This is a genomic window from Janthinobacterium sp. HH102 (assembly GCF_001758625.2).
Classification (GTDB): Bacteria; Pseudomonadota; Gammaproteobacteria; order Burkholderiales; family Burkholderiaceae_D; genus Janthinobacterium.
Window position 1 is genome coordinate 3,419,540 of the sequence record NZ_CP062062.1, and the last position, 23,056, is coordinate 3,442,595.

The 23,056-nt window shown below is 63.5% G+C and carries 23 protein-coding genes; 14 read left to right on the plus strand and 9 right to left on the minus strand.

Going from position 1 to position 23,056, the window contains the following annotated elements; all coding sequences use genetic code 11:
* Positions 1 to 54: 54 nt before the first annotated feature.
* Positions 55 to 510, plus strand: a complete 456-nt coding sequence (locus JAB4_RS15460; RefSeq protein WP_070218685.1) for a tellurite resistance TerB family protein — start codon at positions 55 to 57, stop codon at positions 508 to 510.
* Between the two features lie 26 nt (positions 511 to 536).
* Here the strand turns inward: JAB4_RS15460 and JAB4_RS15465 are convergent, their stop codons facing one another.
* From JAB4_RS15465 to JAB4_RS15480, 4 genes are all read right to left on the minus strand, one after another.
* Positions 537 to 1,064: a hypothetical protein gene (locus JAB4_RS15465; protein WP_070218686.1), complete on the minus strand. Its 528-nt coding sequence runs from the start codon at positions 1,062 to 1,064 to the stop codon at positions 537 to 539.
* 63 nt (positions 1,065 to 1,127) lie between these two features.
* A complete protein-coding gene (locus JAB4_RS15470) occupies positions 1,128 to 1,520 on the minus strand; it encodes a hypothetical protein (RefSeq protein ID WP_070218687.1) in 393 nt (130 codons plus the stop codon).
* 33 nt (positions 1,521 to 1,553) lie between these two features.
* On the minus strand, positions 1,554 to 2,003 hold the full coding sequence (locus tag JAB4_RS15475; RefSeq protein WP_139143627.1) for a hypothetical protein: 450 nt from the start codon (positions 2,001 to 2,003) through the stop codon (positions 1,554 to 1,556).
* A gap of 186 nt (positions 2,004 to 2,189) precedes the next feature.
* Positions 2,190 to 2,924: a helix-turn-helix transcriptional regulator gene (locus tag JAB4_RS15480; RefSeq protein ID WP_083287099.1), complete on the minus strand. Its 735-nt coding sequence runs from the start codon at positions 2,922 to 2,924 to the stop codon at positions 2,190 to 2,192.
* Between the two features lie 276 nt (positions 2,925 to 3,200).
* Here JAB4_RS15480 and JAB4_RS15485 point away from each other — a divergent pair, with 276 nt between their 5' ends.
* The 5 genes from JAB4_RS15485 to JAB4_RS15505 are packed head-to-tail and all read left to right on the plus strand — an operon-like array spanning position 3,201 to position 9,686.
* Positions 3,201 to 3,884 carry a VWA domain-containing protein gene (locus JAB4_RS15485; RefSeq protein WP_070218690.1) on the plus strand — a complete coding sequence of 228 codons (684 nt, stop codon included), beginning with the start codon at positions 3,201 to 3,203 and terminating at the stop codon, positions 3,882 to 3,884.
* A gap of 14 nt (positions 3,885 to 3,898) precedes the next feature.
* Positions 3,899 to 4,657: a PP2C family serine/threonine-protein phosphatase gene (locus tag JAB4_RS15490; RefSeq protein ID WP_070218691.1), complete on the plus strand. Its 759-nt coding sequence runs from the start codon at positions 3,899 to 3,901 to the stop codon at positions 4,655 to 4,657.
* The gene (locus tag JAB4_RS15495) at positions 4,654 to 6,993 is read left to right on the plus strand and encodes a hypothetical protein (RefSeq protein ID WP_070218692.1); all 2,340 of its coding nucleotides are present in this window, start codon (positions 4,654 to 4,656) and stop codon (positions 6,991 to 6,993) included. The genes JAB4_RS15490 and JAB4_RS15495 overlap by 4 nt, the downstream gene beginning before the upstream one ends.
* Before the next feature lie 9 nt (positions 6,994 to 7,002).
* A complete protein-coding gene (locus JAB4_RS15500; protein WP_070218693.1) occupies positions 7,003 to 8,349 on the plus strand; it encodes a toxin-antitoxin system YwqK family antitoxin in 1,347 nt (448 codons plus the stop codon).
* A complete protein-coding gene (locus JAB4_RS15505; protein WP_070218694.1) occupies positions 8,334 to 9,686 on the plus strand; it encodes a toxin-antitoxin system YwqK family antitoxin in 1,353 nt (450 codons plus the stop codon). The genes JAB4_RS15500 and JAB4_RS15505 overlap by 16 nt, the downstream gene beginning before the upstream one ends.
* A 21-nt stretch (positions 9,687 to 9,707) precedes the next feature.
* Here JAB4_RS15505 and JAB4_RS15510 read toward each other — a convergent pair whose 3' ends face one another.
* From JAB4_RS15510 to JAB4_RS15525, 4 genes are all read right to left on the minus strand, one after another.
* Positions 9,708 to 10,073, minus strand: a complete 366-nt coding sequence (locus JAB4_RS15510) for a hypothetical protein (RefSeq protein WP_070218695.1) — start codon at positions 10,071 to 10,073, stop codon at positions 9,708 to 9,710.
* A 151-nt stretch (positions 10,074 to 10,224) separates the two neighbouring features.
* Positions 10,225 to 10,638, minus strand: a complete 414-nt coding sequence (locus JAB4_RS15515; RefSeq protein ID WP_070300526.1) for a hypothetical protein — start codon at positions 10,636 to 10,638, stop codon at positions 10,225 to 10,227.
* Positions 10,639 to 10,742: 104 nt separating this feature from the next.
* Positions 10,743 to 12,356: an L-aspartate oxidase gene (gene nadB, locus JAB4_RS15520; protein ID WP_070218697.1), complete on the minus strand. Its 1,614-nt coding sequence runs from the start codon at positions 12,354 to 12,356 to the stop codon at positions 10,743 to 10,745.
* Positions 12,357 to 12,402: 46 nt separating this feature from the next.
* Complete coding sequence (locus tag JAB4_RS15525) at positions 12,403 to 12,582, minus strand: hypothetical protein (protein WP_139143629.1); 180 nt, start codon at positions 12,580 to 12,582, stop codon at positions 12,403 to 12,405.
* Between JAB4_RS15525 and JAB4_RS15530 the strand changes: the two genes are divergently transcribed.
* From JAB4_RS15530 to JAB4_RS15555, 6 genes are all read left to right on the plus strand, one after another.
* Entirely contained in the window at positions 12,562 to 13,950 is a 1,389-nt protein-coding gene (locus JAB4_RS15530) for a TIGR03013 family XrtA/PEP-CTERM system glycosyltransferase (protein WP_070218698.1), read from the plus strand. The genes JAB4_RS15525 and JAB4_RS15530 overlap by 21 nt on opposite strands.
* Positions 13,947 to 16,049: an XrtA/PEP-CTERM system histidine kinase PrsK gene (prsK, locus tag JAB4_RS15535; RefSeq protein WP_070218699.1), complete on the plus strand. Its 2,103-nt coding sequence runs from the start codon at positions 13,947 to 13,949 to the stop codon at positions 16,047 to 16,049. The genes JAB4_RS15530 and prsK overlap by 4 nt, the downstream gene beginning before the upstream one ends.
* A gap of 15 nt (positions 16,050 to 16,064) precedes the next feature.
* A complete protein-coding gene (gene prsR, locus JAB4_RS15540; RefSeq protein ID WP_070218700.1) occupies positions 16,065 to 17,420 on the plus strand; it encodes a PEP-CTERM-box response regulator transcription factor in 1,356 nt (451 codons plus the stop codon).
* A gap of 105 nt (positions 17,421 to 17,525) precedes the next feature.
* Positions 17,526 to 17,969 carry a hemerythrin domain-containing protein gene (locus JAB4_RS15545; RefSeq protein ID WP_070218701.1) on the plus strand — a complete coding sequence of 148 codons (444 nt, stop codon included), beginning with the start codon at positions 17,526 to 17,528 and terminating at the stop codon, positions 17,967 to 17,969.
* Positions 17,970 to 18,004: 35 nt separating this feature from the next.
* Positions 18,005 to 18,943, plus strand: coding sequence for a hypothetical protein (locus JAB4_RS15550; RefSeq protein ID WP_070218702.1), 939 nt, complete (start codon positions 18,005 to 18,007; stop codon positions 18,941 to 18,943).
* 216 nt (positions 18,944 to 19,159) lie between these two features.
* Entirely contained in the window at positions 19,160 to 19,729 is a 570-nt protein-coding gene (locus JAB4_RS15555) for a DUF1439 domain-containing protein (protein ID WP_070218703.1), read from the plus strand.
* Positions 19,730 to 19,741: 12 nt separating this feature from the next.
* On the opposite strand, the gene JAB4_RS15560 is transcribed toward JAB4_RS15555, so the two are convergent.
* A complete protein-coding gene (locus JAB4_RS15560; protein ID WP_070218704.1) occupies positions 19,742 to 19,978 on the minus strand; it encodes a hypothetical protein in 237 nt (78 codons plus the stop codon).
* Between the two features lie 156 nt (positions 19,979 to 20,134).
* Here JAB4_RS15560 and JAB4_RS15565 point away from each other — a divergent pair, with 156 nt between their 5' ends.
* The gene (locus tag JAB4_RS15565) at positions 20,135 to 20,860 is read left to right on the plus strand and encodes a hypothetical protein (protein WP_139143994.1); all 726 of its coding nucleotides are present in this window, start codon (positions 20,135 to 20,137) and stop codon (positions 20,858 to 20,860) included.
* A 119-nt stretch (positions 20,861 to 20,979) separates the two neighbouring features.
* A complete protein-coding gene (locus JAB4_RS15570) occupies positions 20,980 to 23,028 on the plus strand; it encodes a M13 family metallopeptidase (protein ID WP_070218705.1) in 2,049 nt (682 codons plus the stop codon).
* The last annotated feature ends 28 nt before the right edge of the window (positions 23,029 to 23,056 follow it).

Below are 23,056 nucleotides of genomic sequence, written 5' to 3' on the forward strand. Positions count from 1 at the left end.
GTGGGAGTGGCAACGTAGAGCGCTGCCGCACCCACACCAACCCGGAGGTACGCCATGAGTTTCGATTCCTTTTTGAGCAAGCTGAAGTCCAAGGCAAGCGAGCTGAAAACCGAGGCACTGAAGTACAAAAACAAGGATTTCCTGAACGCCGCGATGGCGGGCTCGGCCCTGATCGCCATGGCCGACGGCAGCGTCAGCGCGGAAGAGAAGCAGAAGATGGTGAAGTTTATTGAAAGCAATGACGCGCTATCGGTGTTTACCACCACGGACGTGATCAAGGCTTTCCAGGACTATGTCGGCCAGCTGGAGTTCGACAAGGATATCGGCGAAGCCAAGGCGTATCAGGCGCTGGGCAAGATGAAGTCGAATGTGGAGGCGTCGCGCTTGCTGGTGCGCATGATTATCGCCGTCGCTTCGTCAGACGGCAATTTCGACGCCAATGAGCAGCGCGTTGCCAGCAAGATCGCGCGCGAGCTGGGCTTGACTCCGGCGGAGTTCGAGTTGCAGTAAAGCCAGGCCAGCCGGCCCCGGCTGGCTTAACTCTTGTCCCACCACGGCGGCGTGCCCGACGACCAGGGGCACGCCATGTCCACTTCGCTGATCCTGTAGCGGATCTCGATCACCTGGCCGGGGCTGAAGGGACCGCGCTTCCAGTCGCCGGAATCAAAGACGTAGCCTTTGCCCTTGATGCAATGAGTGGTCGGATTGTTGCCGATGGGGCCGGTCGAGTGCAGGGTGACGCGCACTTCGCCGTTGGCGTCCAGCGGGGCGTCGCCGCCCATGAACAGTGGATCCGAGCCGACGTCGCAGACAGTGGTGCTGCCTATCTTGCTGCAGCGCTTGATGTACGTTTCCTGGCGCGCATTGGCCAGGTAATTGTCATGCCGCATCGGCTTGCCATCGTCATAGGTAAAGCGCAGGATGACTTGCGTGGGCTCGCTGGCAGGATGGCGCGTGGTGCTGGTGCAGGCGGCGCTGACCAGGGCCAGCAGGGGCCAGGCCAGCAGGCGCAGGCTGCGGCGCAGCAGCGTCGAGATCGGGTTGTTGCCGGGTGAGTGTTGCATGTGCCGTTGCCATCTGTCTCATGATCGGGGCGCCGATCATAGCATGTGCCGGCAGCGGTTCGGCTAGGGCGCGCCGCGATTCAATTCCTGCAGCACTTTCTTGCACAACACCCCATAGCCCACGCCCGTGCCGCGCTTGTGTGCGGCCAAGTCAACTCTGGCGCTGATGTCGTCCCACGCCACGCTGCCAGGCAAGGGACGCAGGTCGTCGTCGAGGTCCATTTCGAAATGGATGAAGCGGCCATCGGCACTCAGCAGCTTGCCGCAGACGAGGGGGAGGTCGGGGAAGGCCAGTTGCAGGTCGAGCATGATGGCCGTGTCCAGCGCCACGCCATGGCTGGCCGCGCACTGGCGCAAGGCGTCGGGCAGGGGGCGGGCGCGCCACCAGGCCGCCGTCTGTTTGATGGCGGCCAGGGTCAGCGCATTTTGCTGTTGCACAGAATATTGCTTGCTCATGGCTGTCACCCATGCGGAAGGCGGCTTGCTGCATCAACGCGATGCCAGGCTCATGCTTTGCACATGGGCGGGCACGATGTCACCGCTGGCCAGTTTTTCGGCCGGCACCACCATCAGCACTTCGCCGCCCACGCTGCCATTGTCGCGCAAGTCGATGCGCATGGCCAGTTGCCGGTCGAGCGCCACGAAGCTGTTGCTGCCGCTGGCGACGATGCGGTGTTCTTCCTGGTCATCGATGCGCGCATACATCATGGCGCCGATGCTGCTGGCGTTGCGCAGGTACAGCACTTGTCCGTTCGACAGCTCATAGCCGCCGCGGAACGGAGAAAATTCTTGCGCGCTCATGAAGTGCCTGTGGGCGGGCAGTTCGATCGTCTGCATGCGCCCGCCTGGAATGACGACGGTCTGGCTGTCGGGAAGCGTTTGTGCATTTGCCAGCAGGGCGCAGATGCCCAAGGTGCCGGCCAAGATCCATGTTTTCATTTTTTTACCCATCCTTGAATTTTGATGCCGTCCGCTGCCGGCGCGGCGATATTGTTGTCGATGCCAGGGAAATCGCGCCGGGTGGCCCGCATGCGCCGTGGTGACCTTGGCAAGGCGGGGGCGCCCGGTCTTGCCAGTGTAGGCAGGCAAGATGCCGCGCACATCATCCGATCGGATGACACGGCCTCAGGCATCCAACACGGTCAGGTGCGCCGTCGCGCCGTGGATCAGCGCGATCAGCTCGCCCTGGCGGCGAGTGTCGGTCTTCAAATAGGTGTGGTGCAGATGCGTCTTGACGGTATTGACGCTGATGCCGCCGCGCGCGGCGATTTCCTCGATGGTGGCCCCTTGCGCCAGTGCCTTGCCCACTTGCGCTTCGGCTTGCGTCAAGTCGAACAGCTGCCGCAAGGCAGTGACAGACGTGCTCGCTTGGGTGGGATCGCGCGCGATCAGCAGCGCGCATGGGGGCTGGCAATCGGCAAGCGGGGTGACTGTCAGGGCCAGGGGACCTTGCTGCTTGCGCGCCAGGCGCAGCGACTGGCATTGCGCTGCGCCGCCGGTGCTGGCGATGACCATGCGCACGGCGCGCGCCAGGTCGGGCGGCGCGGCGTGCGCCAGTTGCGCCGCATGCAAGGCGTGGCCGGCGGGCGTGGCGAAACGCAGTCCGAGGTTGGCGTCGAGCACCAGCACGATGGCGCCCATGGCGTCGAGCGCCGCCAGCGCGCAGTGGCTGGCCAGTTGGGCTTCGCGCAGGCGCTGCTGCAGGCACAGGGCGCGTTGCAGATGCGGCAAGAGTTCCTGCCATTGCTGGCCGCTCAGGTCAAAGCTGTCGAGCTGCGGCCAGTCGCCCGCGCCGCAGGCCGAGTCGTACATGGCGGCGATCAGTTTCCCCACATCCGCCGTTGCTGTACCTGTGTCCATGCTTGCCCCCAATCCTGACTACATCAATGTGCCGCAGGCGCGCAGGTGCGGAACTGGGTAAGGGCGGTGTTGCGCAGCGATTCGTCCCACCTTTGTGAGGAAGGTCTGTTCGCTGCCTTCTGTCCTGGGCAATTATCAAGATAGTACAAAGATATCGGTGCCGCAATGGTTCACGCCTGTCCTTCTGGATAGTGTTCTGCAGGAAACTCGCGCGGGTAAATCATGGCCATGATGTAAGATTCGCACTATGTCCGATTTCACATTTACCGATTGCCCATGAGTTCAATAATGATTCCCGACGTCGCCCTGGTCGACAACACCGAACAACGCACGCCGCTGGTGCTCGTGCTCGACTGCTCCGGCAGCATGGATGGCGAACCCGTCGCGCTGCTCAACGATGGCCTGGCCTTGCTGGAACAGGAACTCAAGTCCGATGTGATCGCCGCCAAGCGCGTGCGCATCCTCGTGATTCAATACGGCGCCCACGATGAAGCCGTGGTGGCCAGCACCTGGTGCGACGCCATGGATTTCACGGCGCCCCGGCTTGAAGCGAACGGCACCACGCCGACCGGCGCCGCCGTGGAACTGGCCCTGGCCGAGATCGAGCAGGAAAAGCAGCGCTTCCGCGCGGCGGGCGTGGCGTACACGCGGCCATGGCTGTTTTTGATGTCCGACGGCGAGCCGACCGATCCCTGGCAGCGCGGCGCCGAGAAGGCGCGCGCGGCCGAGCAGGCGAATAAAGTGGCGATCTTCCCCATCGCCGTGGGCGACAATGCGAATACCGATACCCTGGGGCAGTTTTCCAGCCGTGGCGAACGGGGCGTGAAGCAGCTGAAGGGCTTGCAGTTCCGCGAACTGTTCCTGTGGCTGAGCGCCAGCATGCAGGTCGTGTCGCAATCGCGCCCAGGCGCGCAGGCGCAGCTGGCTTCGACGGACGGCTGGTCCGTCGTGAATACGTGAAAGCCCGCTGATCCATGGCAATAGCAAAGCAGCAGTGGCGCGTGTTTGGCGCGTCCGTCACGGGCAAGGCGCATCTGGATAAAGACATCGCTTGCCAGGACGCGCACGCGCACGCCGTCGTGAACGACGTTTTGGTGGCCATCGTCTGCGATGGCGCCGGCTCGGCCCGCCTCAGCGAGCAGGGCGCGCAGTTTGTCGCAGCGCAAACCGTGCAGGCGCTGGCTGGCCGGCTGGAGCAGGGCGCCACCGTGCAGGATTTACAGGACGGCGCGCTGGCGGCGACCCTGGCGCAGATCCGCGCCGCGCTCGACGACATCGCCCGCGCGGCCAACGCCACCCTGGACGACTACGCCAGCACGGTGGTGGGCGTGGTCATGGGGCAAGAGGCCGGCTTCTTCTTCCACCTGGGCGATGGCCTGGGCGTGGCGCAGTTGATGGACGGCGGCGAGCTGATCTCGCTGCCCGCCAACGGTGAATACGCCAACGAAACATATTTCATCAGCGGCGAGCGCTGGCGCGAACAGCTGCGCCTGCTGGCGATTCCGCAAGCCGTGCGCGGCGTCGTGCTGATGTCGGACGGCTGTATGCCCTTTGCCATGAGCAAAAACAATGCAGCGCTGTACGCGCCGTTCATGGATGCCGTGCAAGGCTATCTGCGTACGGTCGAGAGCAGCGAGCTGGGCAATGCGGCGCTGGCGTCCACCCTGGCCGACCCGCGCACGCACCAGATCACGGGCGACGACAAGACCCTGCTGCTGGCCTTGCGCGCATGAGCCGGAAGCAGGGAGTCACGCCCGGATTCAGTCCGGGCGGCAAGATATGGCTCGATAAAGTCCGCAGCCTGGTGCTGGGCAAACTGATTAAAAGCGGCGGGGCGGGCAGCGTGTATCTGCTGCCCGGCGCGCCCGCGCAGGTTGCCAAGCTGTACCACCCGCACCTGGACCGGGCCGCCAACCGGCGCAAGCTCGAAGCGATGCTGGAACTGTCGCCTGAATTGCCCGATCAAGTGGAAAACGGCAAGCGCTATGTGCAGATCGCGTGGCCGCAAGCGGCCGTGTTCGACGGCCAGGGCGGCTTTGCCGGTTTCGTCATGCCCCTGCTGGACATGGCGCAGACGGCCGAGCTGGAACAGATCATGCAGGAGCGGCAAGCGCGCGCGGCGGGCTTGCCCACGGGACTCGGTCCCAAGCTGACCCTGGCCGCCAATCTGGCCGCCGTCCTCGACGCGCTGCACCAGCAGCAGCATTACGTGGTCGACTTAAAACCCGTGAACCTGCGCTTTTACCGCGATTCGCTGTACATCGCCATGCTCGATTGCGACGGTTTCAGCATCCAGGGCCATGCGGAACGTTTTCCTGCCGAGCAATTCACGGCCGACTACCTGGCGCCGGAATTCCAGCGCAAGGGCATGCCTGCGGGCACGGAAATGGCACAGGACCGTTTCGCCCTGGCCGTCGTCATCTTTCAGTTGCTCAACTTTGGCATCCACCCGTACAGCGGGCGGCCTGGCAATGCGCAGGCACCCACCGACATTCCCGGGCGCATCCGCGATGGTTATTACGCGTATGGCGCCAAGCGCCACAAGAACATGGCGCCCAACGCCACCAGCGGCCACGCGCTGATGCCGCCCGAATTGCGCGCCATGTTCGACCGCGCGTTTTCCCAGTCGCCAAACTCCCAGCGGCCATCGGCGGCCGACTGGGCGCAATTGCTGCGAGGCTATGCGCAGCGCAGCGGCGGCAAGCTCGTCGTTTGCGCCGCGAATCCCGAACACCAGCATTTTGCGGGCCAGGGCTGCGCGGCCTGCGCGCGCGACAAGGTCATCGCCTCGGCCGCGCAAGCGTCCGTGCAGGCGCAGCAGATGCAACTGCAACAGCCATCGTTGCCGCAGCAGCGCGGCGCGCACCATACGGCGCCGGGCCAGGCGCCGGTCTTCATCCCCGTGGCGGGCAACACGGGTGGCGGCATGACGGGCAAGGGCTGGGCCGTTGTGGTGCTGCTGATCGTGCTGTTCCTGATTGGCTTTACGGCCTGGACCTCGTCGCCCGACGAGGCGAAGGACAAGGCCGCGATGCAGGCCCAAGCCGAGCAGGCGGCCGGCCTGGAAGTATTCAGCTGGCGCCCCCGCAAGGCGGCCGGTTTCCAGCCGTCCGATGCGCGCAAGGCCGTGCGCAGCCTGTCGCAAGCGGTCAGCAAGGGCGACGATGACGCCGTCACGCGGGGCTTGCAGCTGTTGTACCGTGCCGGAGAGCAAAAATCGTCTGTCTACGGCGGCGACCCCGTCCAGGCGCAGCTGCGTGCGTCCTTGCTGGAAGGCCTGGGCTGGGTGCCCGGCTATGAGCCGTCGCTGGTGGCCAGCTATCTTGACTTGCTGCAAGCGAACCCGCGCGACCATCTGGTGGCGGCGGCCATGGGGCGCATGCACCTGAGCCTGAACGAACCGCAGGCGGCGCGCCAGTACTTCGAGCAAGCCTTGTGGGCACGCCCGACCGATGGCACGGCCTGGCTGGGCATCGCGGCGACGGCGCTGCTGCGTGGCGGCGACGAGCGCGATGCCGTCAACATGGTGGCGCTGGCGCAGCTGACGGCCTACCGTTATGCCGTGCAGAACGCCTTGCCCGCCGAGCCGGGCCAGCCGTCCGACAATGGCGTCGTGCGCACGATGCAACGCATGGACCTGAACGCCAAGATGCTGCGCCTGGTTCAGGGGTGGGATTACCAGAAGCGCTGGGACAAGGCGCTGGCCGATGGCGCGCTGCTGGCGGCCAGACTGAAGGCCATGCCGCCCTTGCGCGACCAGGCCGGCGGCGTGCAGCGCGAGACGATGACGACGGTTGAATATGGCGTGCTGGACGAACAGCATGCAACGGGTGAAAACCGCCTGACCCTGACCATTGCGGCCGACGGCACTCTCAGCTATGCGGCGGCCGAGTTGCCGATGGAGCCGATGCTCAACAAGGTGCTGCTCGACAGCGTGAAGCGCTGGACCTACTTGCCGGCCGTGCAGCACGGTCAATTGCGGGAGGCCAAGGTGGTGGTGCTGGTGCGCTATCGTAACGGCCGGGTCAGCTTCGTGCCGGCCGGCGTGGCCGCCACGATGGAAAATTAAAGGAATACCATGAAAATCAAGACTTTATGTGCGCTGCTTGGCGCTTGCCTGCTGACCCCGGGTCTGGCGCAGGCGGACATCGTGCAGCGCCAGGTGCTGACCAGCATGGCCGTCGAACCCGACAGCGAAGGCGGCGACGTGTTCACGATTGCCGGCACGACGGCCTGCGGCGGCAAGCAGATCCGCATGGATGCCCGCTCGGTCAATCTGGACGAGGCGCCGTACGACGCGCTGAAAGCCGATCTGGCCCGGCACATCCGCAGCAAGACGCCCATGCGCGTCACCCTGAAAAAATGCCCCGAGGATGCAAGCGTGCCCATCGTGCGCCAGATCGCCGCCTGCACGCCAGCCGCCTGTGCCGATGGCCGGGCGCGGCTGTACCTGCACGAAGGTTTCTACCCCATCGAGCAGGAAAAAGCGCCCAACGTGCTGCTGTTGCCCTTGCCGAAAGGCAAGCTGCCAGGCACATGGAAGGTCGATATTTATAGCGTCGCCGACCACAAGCTGCGCCTGTCCGGCCAGGTCAACCGCGCCGATTATGCCTCCGGCGAGCTGGTGGGCGGCTATGTGACGTATTTCCCCAATGGCAAGGTCGAGAAACAGGTGGCGCAGGATGGGCAAGGCCGGCAACACGGCATCGGCAGCAAGTACTATCCCGATGGCACGCTGGAGCTGCGCGGCAACTGGCGCCATGGCATGCCCGAGGGCGAGCACCAGCGCTATCACGCGACGGGCAAGCTGAGCGAGACGAGCCGCTACCGCGACGGCCAGCGCCTGGACGGGCCCGTGCAAACCTTCGATGAAAATGGCAAGCCCAGTACCAGCTACACTTTGCGCGGCGGCAAGATGGAAGGCGAGATGCTCACGTATTTTCCGGATGGAAAAGTCTCCAGCCGCTCGGAAATGCACGATGGCAAGTCCAATGGCGTGACGACGAATTACTACCCCGATGGCGCCGTGCACGCCAGGATGACGCAGGTCGACGATTTACCGGTCGGGGAAGCGCTGGAGTTCTATCCCGACGGCAAGGTGCAAAGCCGCCAGCGGTACGGCGACAAGGGCGGGCTGCTGAGCCTGCAGCGCTACAGTCCGCAGGGTGTGCTGGTGCTGGAACGACGCTGGGATGCGCAATGGCGCGAGCAGGGCACGTCGCGCTCGTGGTACGAAAGCGGCAAGCCCGAGCAATCGATCGAGTATGCGAACGACCGGCGCGACGGCTGGAGCCGCAGCTGGCACGAGGATGGCAGCCTGAAAAGTGAATGCCAGTATGTGGCCGGCAAGGCCCAGGGCGGCTGCGGCGAGGCGCCGCCGGCGCCGGAACTGCAGCGCAAGGAGCAGGCATGGCGCGCCTTGTGAAGCATGTGCTGCTTGCAACGCTGCTGTGGCCGGCGCTGGTCCACGCCGAGATCGAACAGCGGCAAGTGGTCAGCGCGATCAAGGCCGAGGCCGGCAAGGGCGGCGGCGATGTACTGACACTGGCCAGTGACAACGGTTGCGGCGGGCGCCAGGTGCGCATGGATGCCTTGTCCGTGCACCTGGACGCAGCGCAATACGCGGCCATGAAGCAGCAGCTTGCGCGGTTGATACGCGAGGCGACGCCCTTGCTGATGCGCATCAGATCGTGTCCGGCACCCGGTGCAGCGCTCGCCATGCCCGAAGTTAGCAAGCTGGGCGGCTGCGAGCCGCAAGCGTGTGCCGATGGCAAGGCGCGCCTGTACCTGAACCACAATCTGCGGCGCGGCGAAGTGAAGGAGCATGCGCGCTATGCGCTCGTCGTGCCGCTGCCGCCAGGCAAGACACCGGGCACCTGGCAAGTCGCGGTATTCCACGTGCGCGAAGGCGAGCCGACGCGGCTGTCGGGCCAGGTCGACGGCCCCGATTACCTGCGCGGCAAGCTGGTGGGCAATTACAGCATGTATTACCCGCATGGTCAGCTGGAAATGCAGGTGGAGCAGGACGGACGCGGCGTGCAAGAGGGCATGCAGACCCGCTATTACCCGGACGGCCAGGTTTCCCTGCGCGGCAGCTGGCGCAATGGCGTGCAGGAGGGCGAGGAGCAGACTTATCACCAGAGTGGCAAGCTGATCGAGTCACGCACCTACCGCAACGGCGCCCGCGCCGACGGTGTGGTGGAAACGTTCGATGAAAACGGCAAGCTGCGCACGCGCATGACGCGGGTCAAGGGCGAGACGGACGGCGAGCTGCTGCTGTTCTATCCCGATGGCAGCGTGGAAAGCCGCAGCCTGTATGTGAATGGCATCATGACGGGCCCCAGCACCGGCTATTTCCCGGATGGCAAGGTACGCAGCACGGTAAGCTATGTGGACGGCAAGCCCGCCGGCGACAGTGTCGAATATTATCCGGACGGCAACGTCGCCAGCAAGCGCACGCACAGCGGCCACTACGTATTGCGCAGCGAACAGCGCTTCAGCCGGGCCGGCGTGTTGCTCGTGCACAAGCTGTGGAACGCGGGCGGGCGCGAGGAGGGCGCCTTGCGTTCCTGGTACGCCGATGGCAAGCCGCGCCAGCTGATCGAGTACGTGGATGGCGAACGCCAGGGCTGGACGCGGCATTGGAACGAAGATGGCAGCCTGGAAAGCGAATGCCGCTATGTGGCGGACGAGCCGCAGGGGGAGTGTATGGGTGCGTCTGCCAAGTTTTCGTATACGGAAGATGGCATACACATAGACTAGGCGGCGGGCCGGTCAGGTCTTTTATCGGCCTGCGATCAAACGGGCATAGCGGTAATCTGGGATCAGCAACGGTTCAATATCTGCTCTCCAAACCCAGGCTGCGATATCACGCGGAGTTTCTTCCTGCGTAAAATCAGCAAAGAATTCCCGCAGGCTGGTGATGGCGATCAGAAAGTCTTCGGCGCCTAGCAATTGAAAGGAATACACCTCCTGGGTGATGAATTCTCCGCTTGTTATGCTGGACAATATTTCATGGTTGGAACTCAAGACCTCATCGAAAATGGCGCCAAACACACGCCATAGTGCATCATCGATACTGGCCCAGGACAGGTTTTCGGCCGAGGGCGGATGTTTGGGGTCAAGAAGACCGATAACAATAACACCCATGGATCAGTTCACTGCCACAAGGGCGCTACTGGTAGGCACAGCGTGGAGCCAGGCCGCAATGTTGCGCGAAATGAATAGCGCCACCACCATCCAACTAGCGACATTGTCGTCCCATGAGATGAACGACTGCTTCTGGCCGCTTGAAGCCACCTCAAATTCCATACCTGTTCCGAGCAGCGGCCTCAAGCTCAGCTTGCGCCAAGCCTGCTTGCCGCCAAAATTCAAAAAAATACTCCAATGTCTCGGCAGTAGCGCCACTATCCATAGGATGCAAGACGCATATGGCCGTTCTTATTTTCAAAACGTCCGGCTCGTCCGATTGGTCTCGTCCTTCAATTGCTCGCCAGAGGCGTACACGCTCAGCGATGACTTCCTCAGCCGTTGCCGCACCGGTGATGTATCGATTCGCCACCGCTGCCGCTGACCTGGCAACCTCAGGCAATTGTGCAGTCACTCTGCCAATGGCCTCAATCATGAATCGCTGCGCTAAAGATTGTTCTGCAGGGTCATCCAGGTCCACTGCGGATGCAATGGCATCAAAAAGTTTTTTATTTAATATGTGCATTAGTTTCGGTGATTGCGCGATGCCTGCAGCGGGGCCGCCTGTGGCAAATGGCGGCACACCGCCGTGATTCATCGCACGATGCAGCAGGCGGTGCTGCTTGTCGACTAGCGGTGTGGCGGCGTCAGCACGCTGGCGATGGCCTTCGGCAAGGTTTCCGGATAATCGCGGCTGAAGTGCAGGCCGCGGCTTTCGCGGCGCGACAGGGCGCTGTTGACGATCATCGAGGCCACGTCGACGAGGTTGCGCAATTCCAGTAAATCGTGCGTGATGCGGAAGTTGCGGTAGTACTCGTCGATTTCCTCTTTCAGCAGGGCGATGCGGTGCTGGGCCCGCTCCAGGCGCTTGGTCGTGCGCACGATGCCCACGTAATTCCACATGAAGCGGCGCAGCTCGTCCCAATTGTGGGAAATCACCACTTCCTCGTCCGCATCCGTGACGCGGCTTTCATCCCAGTCGGGCAGGTAGGGCGTGCCCAGCTTTTCCTTGCTTTCGATATCCTGCGCGCAGGCGCGGCCGATGACGATGCATTCCAGCAAGGAATTGCTGGCCAGGCGGTTCGCGCCATGCAAGCCCGTGCAGGCCGTCTCGCCGACCGCATACAGGCCCGGCAAGTCGGCGCGGCCGGACAGGTCCGTCACGACGCCGCCGCACGTGTAGTGGGCGGCGGGCACGATGGGAATCGGCTGCTTGGTGATGTCGATGCCCAGTTCCAGGCAGCGCGCGTAAATGGTGGGGAAGTGTTCGATGAGGAATTCGGCCGGTTTGTGGCTGATATCGAGGTGCACGTAGTCGAGGCCCCGCTTCTTGATCTCGAAGTCGATGGCGCGCGCCACCACGTCGCGCGGCGCCAGTTCGGCCCGCTCGTCGTGGGCCAGCATGAAGCGCTGGCCGGCAGCCGCGCCCGCTTCAGGCGGCAGTTTCAGCAAGCCGCCTTCGCCGCGGATGGCTTCGGTGATCAGGAACGATTTCGCATATGGGTGGTACAAACAGGTCGGGTGGAACTGGATGAACTCCATGTTCGAGACGCGGCAGCCGGCGCGCCAGGCCATGGCGATGCCGTCGCCGCTGGCCGTGTCGGGGTTGGTGGTATATAAATACACCTTGCCGGCGCCGCCCGTGGCCAGCACGGTGTGCTCGGCGGCAAACGTGTGCACCTTGCCCGTTTGCTCATCCTGCACGTACAGGCCGTGGCAATGCGGTTGCGCATTGCGCTGCGTGGGCTTCATGCCCAGCTTGTCGGAGGTGATCAGGTCGATCGCGCAATGGTGTTCGAACAGGCTGATGTTCGGGTGGGCGCGCACCTTTTCTTCCAGCGTCACTTGCACGGCGTGGCCGGTGGCGTCGGCCGCGTGGATGATGCGGCGCTGGCTGTGGCCGCCTTCGCGGGTCAGGTGGAAACCCAGCTCGGCCGAGGCGTCGCGCGTGAATGGCACGCCTTGCTCGATCAGCCATTCGATCGCTTCGCGGCCGTGCTCGACGATGTAGCGCGTGGCGCTCTCGTCGCACAAGCCGCCGCCGGCGATCAGGGTGTCTTCGATGTGCTGCTGGTGGCTGTCGCCGGAGTCCAGCACGGCCGCGATGCCGCCCTGCGCCCAGTTGCTGGCGCCATCGAGCAGCGCGCGTTTGGAAATGATCGCGACGGTGCGCGTCTCAGCTAAATGCAGTGCAACCGATAAACCCGCCAGGCCACTGCCGACAATCGCTACATCAAATTTCATGACATTTATCTTCTTTTAGGGGAAGCATACTATATGCCATTTCCCCTCATTCGGTAATGTATTGAGATAAATTCTGCCAGTGAAAGATCGCTGGGGCTGTAGCTTGTGGCGCATCAATGTCTTCTTGGAACAGTTCGCCATCATGGCAAGACCAGCAGCGGCCCGCCTTGCGCGCCGCCTGGTGCTTTTTGCCGCAGGGGGAACCATGATCCGCATCTTCAGCCATTATGTCTCGAAAACAGCGTTTATCTTGCTGTTGCTGGAAATCCTGCTCCTGCTGCTGTCGGCCACCCTGACGTCCTTGCTGTGGCTGGCGGACGGCAGCCGCGTGCTGCGCGTGGGCGATATTTACCTGTCGTCCGCCATCTTTGCGCTGGTCATCGTCCTGAGCATGAGTGCGCTGGGCATGTACCAGCACCGCTCACGCGAAGACATCCGCAACACCTTATTGCGCATCCTGCCTTCGTTCGCGCTGGGTTTTGCCGTGCTCAGCGTCCTGATACGCTTCATTCCGGCGCTGCAATTCGGGCGCGGCAGTGCGATGATCTTCGGCCTGGGCGCCATCGGCGTGCTGCTGGCGCGCCTGGTGGTATTCAAATCCTCGCAATCGGCGCTGATGGAAGGCCGGCTGATCCTGGTGGGCGGCGGGGCGCTGGCGCGCGAATGCATGGACTTGGCGGCCAGCAAGATCGGCTTCCATCAATTTACGGTGGTCGGCTGCATCGATGTGGCGGGCGAGCAATGCTGCGTGCCGGCCTCGGCCTTGCTGCCGGCCGGACCGTCGCTGCTGGCCACGGCGCAGCGCCACGCCGCGCATGAAATCGTCGTGTCCGTCAGCGACCGGCGCAATGGCGCGTTTCCTGCCAAGCAATTGCTGGAATGCGCGCTGGGCGGCGTCAAGGTGATCGACGCGGCCACGTTTTTCGAACGCGAAGCATGCCAGATCCGCATCGATTCCTTGCAACCGAGCTATCTGATCTATGGCGGCGGTTTCGACCAGAGTTTTTTCCGCGCCGCGTCGAAGCGTTTGTTCGATCTGGCGGCCAGCGCGGTTATCTGCCTGGCCACGCTGCCCGTCATGCTGGCGACGGCGATCTGCATCCGCCTGGAAGACGGCGGCCCCGTGTTTTACCAGCAAGAGCGGGTGGGGCGCGATGGCCTGCCTTTCAAGGTGCTGAAATTTCGCAGCATGCGTTGCGATGCCGAGCGCGACGGCAAGCCCATCTGGGCCCTGGCCAACGATGCGCGCATCACGCGCGTGGGCAATCTGATCCGCAAGCTGCGCATCGACGAACTGCCGCAGATGCTCAATGTGTTTCGCGGCGAAATGAGTTTCGTGGGCCCCCGTCCCGAGCGCGCGTATTTTGTCGAGCAATTGAAGGAGCAGGTGCCGTACTACAACATTCGTCACAACATCAAGCCGGGCATCACGGGTCTGGCGCAGGTGCGCTACCAGTATGGCGCTTCCGTCGATGATGCCGTCAAGAAGTTGCAATATGACCTGTATTATGTGAAAAACAATAGCCTGTTCCTCGACTTGCTGATCCTGCTCGACACGGTGCAGGTGGTACTGTTTGGCAAGGGCAGCCGATGATGCGGGCGCATTCGGCCTGGCTGGCGGCGGCCGATGCGGCGGCGCTCAGCCATGGTCTGGCATCGCTGGCCTTTTTCGTGCTGGCGCTGCTGCTCATCAGCAATTGGCGCGCGCGGCAGAACGTGCGCGCCTTGCTGGTCGCGTGCCTGGCGACGGGAGTCTGGGCCACGGGCACGGTGGTGCTGGTGCTGCTGGGGCAGCGCATCGCGCTGGCCGGCGACGCGCTCGAATTGCTGCGCACCCTGGCCTGGCTGGTGTTTTTGCTGCTGCTGATCGAGCCGTCGCGGCCCCGCCTGCGCCTCGTGCTGGCCGGCATCGTTCTCACGGCGCTGGCGCCCTGGCTGCTCTCCATGGCTTCCTCCTGGCTGGCGCTGCCTTTGCCGGCGCGCATCATCGCCAGTGTCTGCCGTTTGCTGCTGGCCGTGCTGGGCATGTTGCTGGTGGAACAGTGGTACCGCAACACGCCGCCCTTGAAACGCTGGGGCATCAAGTTTGCGTGCCTGGGCGTGGGCGGGCTGTTTGCCTACGATTTCTATCTGTACAGCGACGCCTTGCTGTTTCGCGCGGTCAACGATGACATCTGGGCCGCGCGCGGCATCGTCGACGCCCTGTGCGCGCCGCTGCTGGCAGTCTCGGCGGCGCGCAATCCGGGCTGGGCGCTGGGCTTGTCCGTCTCGCGCCAGATGCTGTACCGCTCGGCCGCCTTGCTGGGCTCGGCCATTTACCTGCTGGCCATGGCGGCCAGCGCCTATTATTTGCGCTATTTCGGCGGCACCTGGGGTTCCTTGATGCAGATGGCTTACCTGGGCGGCGCGGCCCTGCTGCTGGCGGGCGTACTGTTTTCGGGCAGCCTGCGCGCCAAGCTCAAGGTGACTATCAATAAACATTTTTACAATGCCATCTTCGACTACCGCGAGGAATGGCTGCGGTTTACGCGGGCCTTGTCGGAAGACGGGCCGGCCCTGGGCGAGCGCACGATACAGGCCATGGCGAAACTGGTGGAAAGCCGCGCCGGCGCGCTGTGGATACTGCGCGAACCTGGCCTGTTTGCCCCGGCCGCCAGCTGGAACTGGCCGCCGAGCACGTGGAGCGAGCCGGCGTCCGGCAGCCTGTGCCAGTTTCTGGAGGCGCGGCAATGGGTGATCGACGTGCCCGACTGCGAGCACAACCCGTGCCAGTACGGCGGCTTGCTGTTGCCGCCCGCGCTGCTGGCGCTGCCCGACGTGTGGCTGCTGGTGCCCCTGATGCTGCATGGCCAGCTGTTTGCCTTTGTCGCGCTGGCGCGGCCACGCACGCACATCGGCTTGAACTGGGAAATCCTCGATGTGCTGAAAATTGCCGGCAGCCAGGCCGCCAGCTACCTGGCGCACCGCGAATCGCTCGATACGCTGACGGTGGCGCGCCAGTTCGAGTCGTTCAACCGCATGTCGACTTTCATCGTGCACGACCTCAAGAACCTCGTGTTCCAGTTGTCCCTGTTACTGAGCAATGCGGAAAAGCACCGCGCCAATCCCGCCTTTCAGGAAGACATGCTGGGCACCTTGGACCATTCCGTGCAGAAAATGAAGACCCTGCTGCAGAAACTGGCGCGCGGCGAAGCGCCGGAAGCGCCCGCGCCGCTGCTGCTCGACGGCTTGCTGCGCCAGGCCGTGGCCGCCAAGGCGAGCCTGGCGCCGGCGCCCCGGCTGGAAATCGTCGATGGCGAACTGACGGTGCTGGCCAACCGCGCGCGGCTGGAACGGGTGCTGGGCCACTTGATCCAGAACGCCATCGAGGCCACGGCCAGCGATGGCAAGGTGGACGTGCGGCTGCGGCGCGAGCAGCACACGGCCGTGGTCGAGCTTGACGATACGGGGCAGGGCATGAGCGAACAGTTCATCCGCGAACGCTTGTTCAAGCCGTTCGACACGACCAAGACGGCGGGCATGGGCATCGGCGTGTTCGAAAGCCGCGAATACCTGCGCGAAGTGGGCGGCAGCCTGGAAGTGCGCAGCGAACCGCAGGTGGGCACGACGTTTCGCGTGATCCTGCCGCTGCATGCGCCTTTGGGGGCAGCGCCGTCGGCGCTGACCCCGGACTTCCGTTGCCCTATTCACTGACAGGAGCTGATACGCATGGCCAAGCAAAAGTTGCTAGTCATCGAAGACGATCCCGGCTTGCAAAAGCAGCTGCACTGGAGTTTCGACGGCTATGAGGTCTTGCTGGCGGGCGAGCGCGAGGCGGCGCTGGCGCTGGTGCGGCGCCACCAGCCTGCCGTCGTGACGATGGACCTGGGCTTGCCGCCCGACCCGGACGGCGCCACGGAAGGCCTGGCCACGCTGCAGCAAATCCTCGCGCTGGCGCCGGACACGAAAGTCATCATTTTGTCGGGCAACCAGGAGCGTGCGCATGCCTTGAAAGCCATCGCGCTGGGCGCCTACGATTTCCACCAGAAACCGTTCGAGGCCGACATGCTGGGCCTCGTCATCGCCCGCGCGTTCTACCTGCACGCGATGCAGCAGGAAAACCGCCGCATGCTGCAGACGCAGGCCGATTCCCCCCTGGCGGGCATCGTCAGCCGCGATCCCGGCATGCTCAAACTGTGCCGCAGCGTGGAAAAAGTGGCGCCTTCGTCGGCCAGCGTGATGCTGCTGGGCGACTCGGGCAGCGGCAAGGAACTGATCGCGCGGGGCTTGCATGCGCTGTCGAGCCGCCATGCCCAGCGTTTTGTCGCCATCAATTGCGCGGCCATCCCGGAAAACTTGCTGGAAAGCGAGCTGTTCGGCTATGAGCGGGGGGCGTTTACGGGCGCGGCGCGGCAAACGCTGGGCAAGATCGAGCTGGCCCACGGCGGCACTTTCTTTCTCGATGAAATCGGCGACATGCCGATGGCGCTGCAGGCGAAACTGCTGCGTTTCCTGCAGGAGCGAATCATCGAACGGGTGGGCGGACGGGCCGAGATCGCCGTCGACGTGCGCATCGTCTGCGCGACGCACCAGGATTTAAAGGTGCTGGCGGAACAGGGCCGTTTCCGCGAAGACCTGTTTTACCGCCTTAGCGAAATCGTGCTGCGCATTCCTCCGCTGCGCGAGCGGGCTGGCGATGCGGCCTTGCTGGCCCATCATTTCAAGAACAAATTCTGCGCCAGCGAAGGGCGCGGCAGCCTGCATTTCAGCGCCGGCGCGCTGCAGCTGATCGAAAGCTATGGCTGGCCCGGCAACGTGCGCGAAGTGGAAAACTGCATCAAGCGGGCCGTCATCATGAGCGACGGGCCGCAGATCGCCGCCGACGATCTGGGCTTGCCCGCCGGCGCCCAGGCGGCCCCCCAGGACGAATCGCTGAACCTGCGCCAGGCACGCGACGGAGCCGAATACAAGGTCATGGTGCGCGCGCTGGCGCGGGCCGACGGCAATATCGCCAAGGCGGCCGAACTGCTGGGTGTCAGCCGGCCCACGCTGTACGACTTGATGAACCACCACGGCATCAAATAGTGTCCGTGCACTGATGTGTATCAAATATCAAGATTGTGTAAGGCGTCGCACATACGCAGGCGCCGCCGTGGCGCATCCTAGCCTCATCAACAACGAGGAGGCGTCATGAATGCGATCAGTTTATTAATGCAGGACCACAAGGCCGTCAAAGCCCTGTTTGCCCAATATGAAGGCTTGAGCGACCGCTCATTTGCCACCAAGAAAAAGCTGGCCGACCAGATCTGCCAGGAATTGACCGTGCACACGCAGCTGGAAGAAGAAATCTTCTACCCGGCCGTGCGTCGTCCCATCCACGATGGCGACCTGATGGATGAAGCCCTCGTCGAGCACGCGAGCGCCAAGGAACTCATCGCGCAAATTACCGCGATGGACCCCGCCGACGACCTGTACGACGCCAAGGTCAAGGTACTGTCCGAGCAGATCGAACATCACGTCCAGGAAGAAGAGGGCGATATGTTTCCCAAGGTACGCGATACGGCCGTCGACCTCGACGCGCTGGGCAAGGAAATGGCCGCGCGCAAGGAACAGCTGACGGGCGTCGCCGCCTGAACGGCATAAAAAATCAACAACCAAGGGAGTATTTCATGCAAGCTACACAACTGTCCGTATCGGACCTGAACAACCCGGGCGTGTCCTGGGGCGCCGTGCTGGCGGGCGCCGCCGCGGCGGCCGCCTTGTCCTTCATCCTGCTGATCCTCGGCGTGGGCCTGGGCCTGTCGTCCGTATCGCCGTGGTCGTTCAACGCCACGGCCATCGGCGTGTCGACCATCGCCTGGCTGGCCTTCATGCAACTGGCCGCCTCCGGCATCGGCGGCTACATGGCGGGACGTCTGCGCGTGAAATGGAGCGCCATTCATACGGATGAAGTGCATTTCCGCGATACGGCGCACGGCTTGCTGGCCTGGGCCGTGGCTACCCTGATCACCGTGGCCGTGCTGGCCGGCGGCACGCGCGCCGTGCTGAGCGGCGCCATCGATGCAGGCAGCGGCGTGGCGGCGGCAGTTGGCCCGGCCGTAGGGGCGGGCGCAGGTGCTGCAGGTGCCGCCAGCGCCAGGCAAGGCGAGGGCGGCGGCGCCAATCCGCTCGATTATTTCTCGGACATGCTGCTGCGCGCGGCGCCAGCGCCAGCTGCGACCGGCACGCCAGCGATGGCGAATCCTGGCGCGACCGTCGCCGACCAGCGCGTGGAAATCGGCAAGATCTTCGCCACCAGCCTGTCCACGGGCAGCCTGGCCGCCGATGACCGCGCCTACCTGGGCCAGGTCGTGGCCAGCCGCACGGGCGTGACGCAGGCTGAAGCGGAAGCGCGCGTCGACGCCGTCTATGCGCGCGCCGTGAAAGCTGCCGCCGATGCGAAGGCTGCCGCTCAGCAAGCCGCGGAAACGGCCCGCAAGGCCGGCGCCCACACGGCACTATGGATGTTCGTCGCCTTGCTGCTCGGCGCTTTCGTGGCTAGCCTGGCGGCAACGTTTGGCGGCCGCCAGCGCGACCATGAGCGCGTGCTGCGCCACGTCACCATCTGAACCCCTACCTATTAGTTAAATCAAGGAGTCTGCCATGCGTTCCATCCTCTTGCTGTTGTTGGGTATTCCATTACCCATCGTCATACTGATCGCCCTGTTCGTCCGCTAAGCGGGCCAACATGAGAAAAACCGGCGCCCGCTGCAAGGTGGGCGCCGGTTTTTGCGTGAAAGCAGGCGCATGTGTAAGATGACGCCATCTTTCCACCGAGACTATCCATGAACGTGAGCACCATCCGTCCCTTGCTGAAAACCGCCGCCATCGCCGCCTTTGCCTGCAGCGTGCTGGCCTCGTGTTCCACCCTGATCGGCCCGCGCGACGTGAATGTGTCGCTCAGCAAGATGCAGCAAGGCCTCGAGCGCCGCTTTCCCATCGATAAACGGGTGCTGTCCGTGCTGGACGTCAAGCTGACCCGCCCGCAGCTTTCCTTGCAGCCCGAGCGCGAACGGGTCGCCTTGAGCGTGGACGCCAGCGTGATGCCGCCGTTCATCCGCCAGACCTGGCGCGGCAGTCTGGCCATGTCGGGCCGTTTGGTGCTCGACGCGCAGCGCAACGCCATCTACCTGAGCGAAGCGAGCGTGGACAAGGTGAGCATCGACGGCATGGACGAGGCGCAGCAGCGCCAGTTCGCCAAGGTGGCCAGCCTGGTGGCCGACCAGCTCATGCATGAAACGCCGATCTACACGTTCAAGCCCGACGAATTGCGCTATGCGGGCGTGCAATTCGTGCCCACGCAGATCAGGACCACGGGCAATGGCTTGACGGTGACGTTCGAGCCGGTGAAGTAGCGGTGAAGTAGCTTAGGCCCGGAATGCGGGAGCGGTGAGTTGCTTGGCCGTGTTATTGCGTGGCGTCGCTTCTTCATGGAACAGGTCGGCCAGGTATTCGCATAGCGCATCTGCTTGAATATCGTCCGGAATAATGAAATCGGCGGGGCGGCGCTTGCCTTCCGCACCCAGGTAGAAGGCGCGCCATGCTCCCGGATTGCCCCGGATGGCGATCAGCGTGCCGAAAATATTGAATCTGTATTCCTGCATCAATCTGCTCCATTCCCTTGCTCAGGTTTGACATTTGTTGTGCTATAGTAATATTTACTTATATAGTAACATTTACTGATCCAGGGGCGGACAATGGTCAATATCAGCACGGCGGGAATCCAACCCGGGGGACTGTCTGCCTCGGAAGGCAACAAGGTGTCATCAGGCAAGGCAGCATCGGACAAGGCCCAGACAACCCAGGCGCCAGCCGGCGTCGGCGCCGTCGCGGACGAGGTCGTGATTTCGACCCTGGCCGGGCGTTTGTCGACGGCAGCGACGGCGACCAGCGCCGCTATCGAGGGTTACGATCATCGATCGCTGGGCGCATGGGTCAATGACAATATCAGCAGCATCCTGTATCCGCTGGACGCCGGACACAAGGCGGCCGCCGCACAGCAGCTGCCGCAACCGAATGACGCGGCATCGGCCAGGTCGGCCGCGGCCGCGACCGCGTTTATCGATAACAAGGGTCCCAATCCGTTTGCGGGCTTGTCGCGCGAGCAATTGGCCACCATCACGCACGACGACAGCGGGACATTTACGGTCAACGAGCGGCGCGCCGCCTATACGCAGGCCTATGATGAAGAGCAGGCGTGGCGCAGCCAGGTCGTGGCGCAAGCCATGCAGGAATACAATACCACCGGCAAGATGACCAATTTCTTCAAGTCGGCGCTGGCGCATTTCAATGCATTGCCGCAGCTGGAACAGGCACAGTATCCTGAGAATTACGCGAGCGGCCTGCAAGATAAAATCAAGCTCGATTTTAACTATTTCAATCACGCGGCCGGCGATGGCGCGCCTACGCCGGGTTCGCTGGCCGACATGCAGCGCAATCAGGGCGCCAAGCAAGGCGCAGACCTGTTTGAGCTCCTGAGCCGCTGAACACTGGAATTGTTCAACGGACATTGTTTCCACGAAGGCAGGCCGACTATAATCCTGCCTCGCATGCCTGGACACAGCATGTTCTCCAACATGAAGTGAAAACAATTAAAGGAATCTTCGTGAAACGTTCGCTTATCAGCGCCGCCTGCTGCGCTTTGCTCGCCTTATCTTCGCCATCGCTGTACGCCCAGCAAGCCGCAACTGCTGCTGCGCCCGTCTCCGGCATCGACCTGAAAACCCTGGACCCGGCCGTCAGTCCCAGGGACGATTTCTACGGCTACGTCAACGGCGTGTGGACCCGCAATACGGAGATCCCGGCCGACAAATCCGTCTGGGGCACGTATATCGAATTGCGTGAAATCGCGCAGGGCCAGCTGCGCGGCCTGATCGATGCCACCGTCAAGAACCCGGGCAAGCCCGGCAGCGAGGCGCACAAGGTCGCCGACCTGTACACGAGTTTCATGAACGACAAGGCGCGCGATGCGGCCGGCTTCAAGCCCCTGAAGGCCGAGCTGGCCCGCGTCGTCGCCATCAAGGACAAGAAGGACTTGCCGGCGCTGTTTGCTTATTTGCAAGGCAATGGCATCCAGACGCCGTTTTCCGCCTATGTGGCGCCCGATGCGCAAGACCCCGAGCGCTACACGGTCAACATCAGCCAGTCGGGCCTGGGCTTGCCCGACCGCGATTACTACCTGAAGGATGACGACGCCAAGCTGCAAGCCGTGCGCGCCAAATACCTCAAGCATATCGAGACCATGCTGGCCATGAGCGGCGACAAGGCCGCGGCCGAACACGCGGCGCAGATCCTCGACATCGAAACGCGCCTGGCGGCCGTGCAGTGGACGCGCGTGCAGATGCGCGATCCCGTCAAGTCGTACAACCGCGTCGATTTCGACAAGTTCGCGGCACTGGCGCCCGCCTTCGACTGGAAAGCCTACTTTGCCGCCGCCGGCCTGGCGAAAAAGGAAAGCTCGGCCGTGGTGCGCCAGCCCAGCTTCATGACTGGCTTCTCCGAGACCGTGGCCGCCGTGCCGCTGGCATCGTGGAAGAGCTACCTGAACTGGCGCATCATCGAAAGCTATGCCTCTTACCTGGACAGCGCCACCGTCAAGGAGCGTTTCGCCTTCGACGGCACGGTGCTGCGCGGCGTGCCGCAAAGCGAACCGCAGTGGCAGCTGGCGCTGCGCTTCACGGATAACGCCATCAGCGATGCCGTCGGCAAGCGCTACGTGGACATGTATCTGCCGCCGGAAACCCGGCCCCGCGTGATGGCCATGTTCGACAATTTCGTCGCCTCGTTCAAGGAGGGCATCGAACAGCTCGACTGGATGGGCCCGGAAACCAAGAAGGAAGCCCAGCTCAAGCTGGCCGCCCTGAAGCCGAAGATCGCGTATCCCGATACCTGGCGCGACTACAGCAGCATGAAGACGCAGCCGAACGACCTGATCGCCAACGTGCGCGCCTCGCGCGTGTGGAGCCGCCAGCAAAACCTGGCCAAGCTGGGCAAGCCCGTCGACCGCGACGAATGGTCGATGACGCCGCAAACCGTCAACGCCAGCTACAGCCCCGCGCTGAACGCCATCACGATCCCGGCCGCCATTTTGCAGCCACCATTCTTCAATGTGAAAGCGGAAGACGCCGTCAATTACGGCTTGCTGGGCATCACCTTCGGCCATGAGATCAGCCATGCCTTCGATGATTCTGGCAGCCAGTACGATGCCAAGGGGCGCTTGCGCAACTGGTGGACGGCGCAAGACCGCACGGCCTTCAAGGCGCTGGCAGCAGGGCTCGTCAAGCAGTACGGCGCCTACAGCCCCGTGCCGGGCTACCACATCAATGGCGAGCTGACCCTGGGCGAAAACATCGGCGACAATTCCGGCCTGTCGATCACCTACAAGGCTTACCAGCGTTCGCTGGGCGGCAAGCCGTCACCCGTCATCGACGGCTTGACGGGCGAACAGCGCCTGTACATCGGCTTTGCGCAGAAATGGCGCGCGAAACTGCGTCCCGAAGCGGCGATCGCCCAGATCAAGAGCGACCCGCATTCGCCGGGCGAATTCCGCGCCAAGGGCACGGTCAAGAACCAGCCCGGCTTTTATGAGGCGTTCGGCATCAAGCCGGGCGACCCGATGTACCTGCCGCCCGAGCAGCGCGTAATCATGTGGTAAGCATGGTTTAAGCGGCTCACCGCGCCGG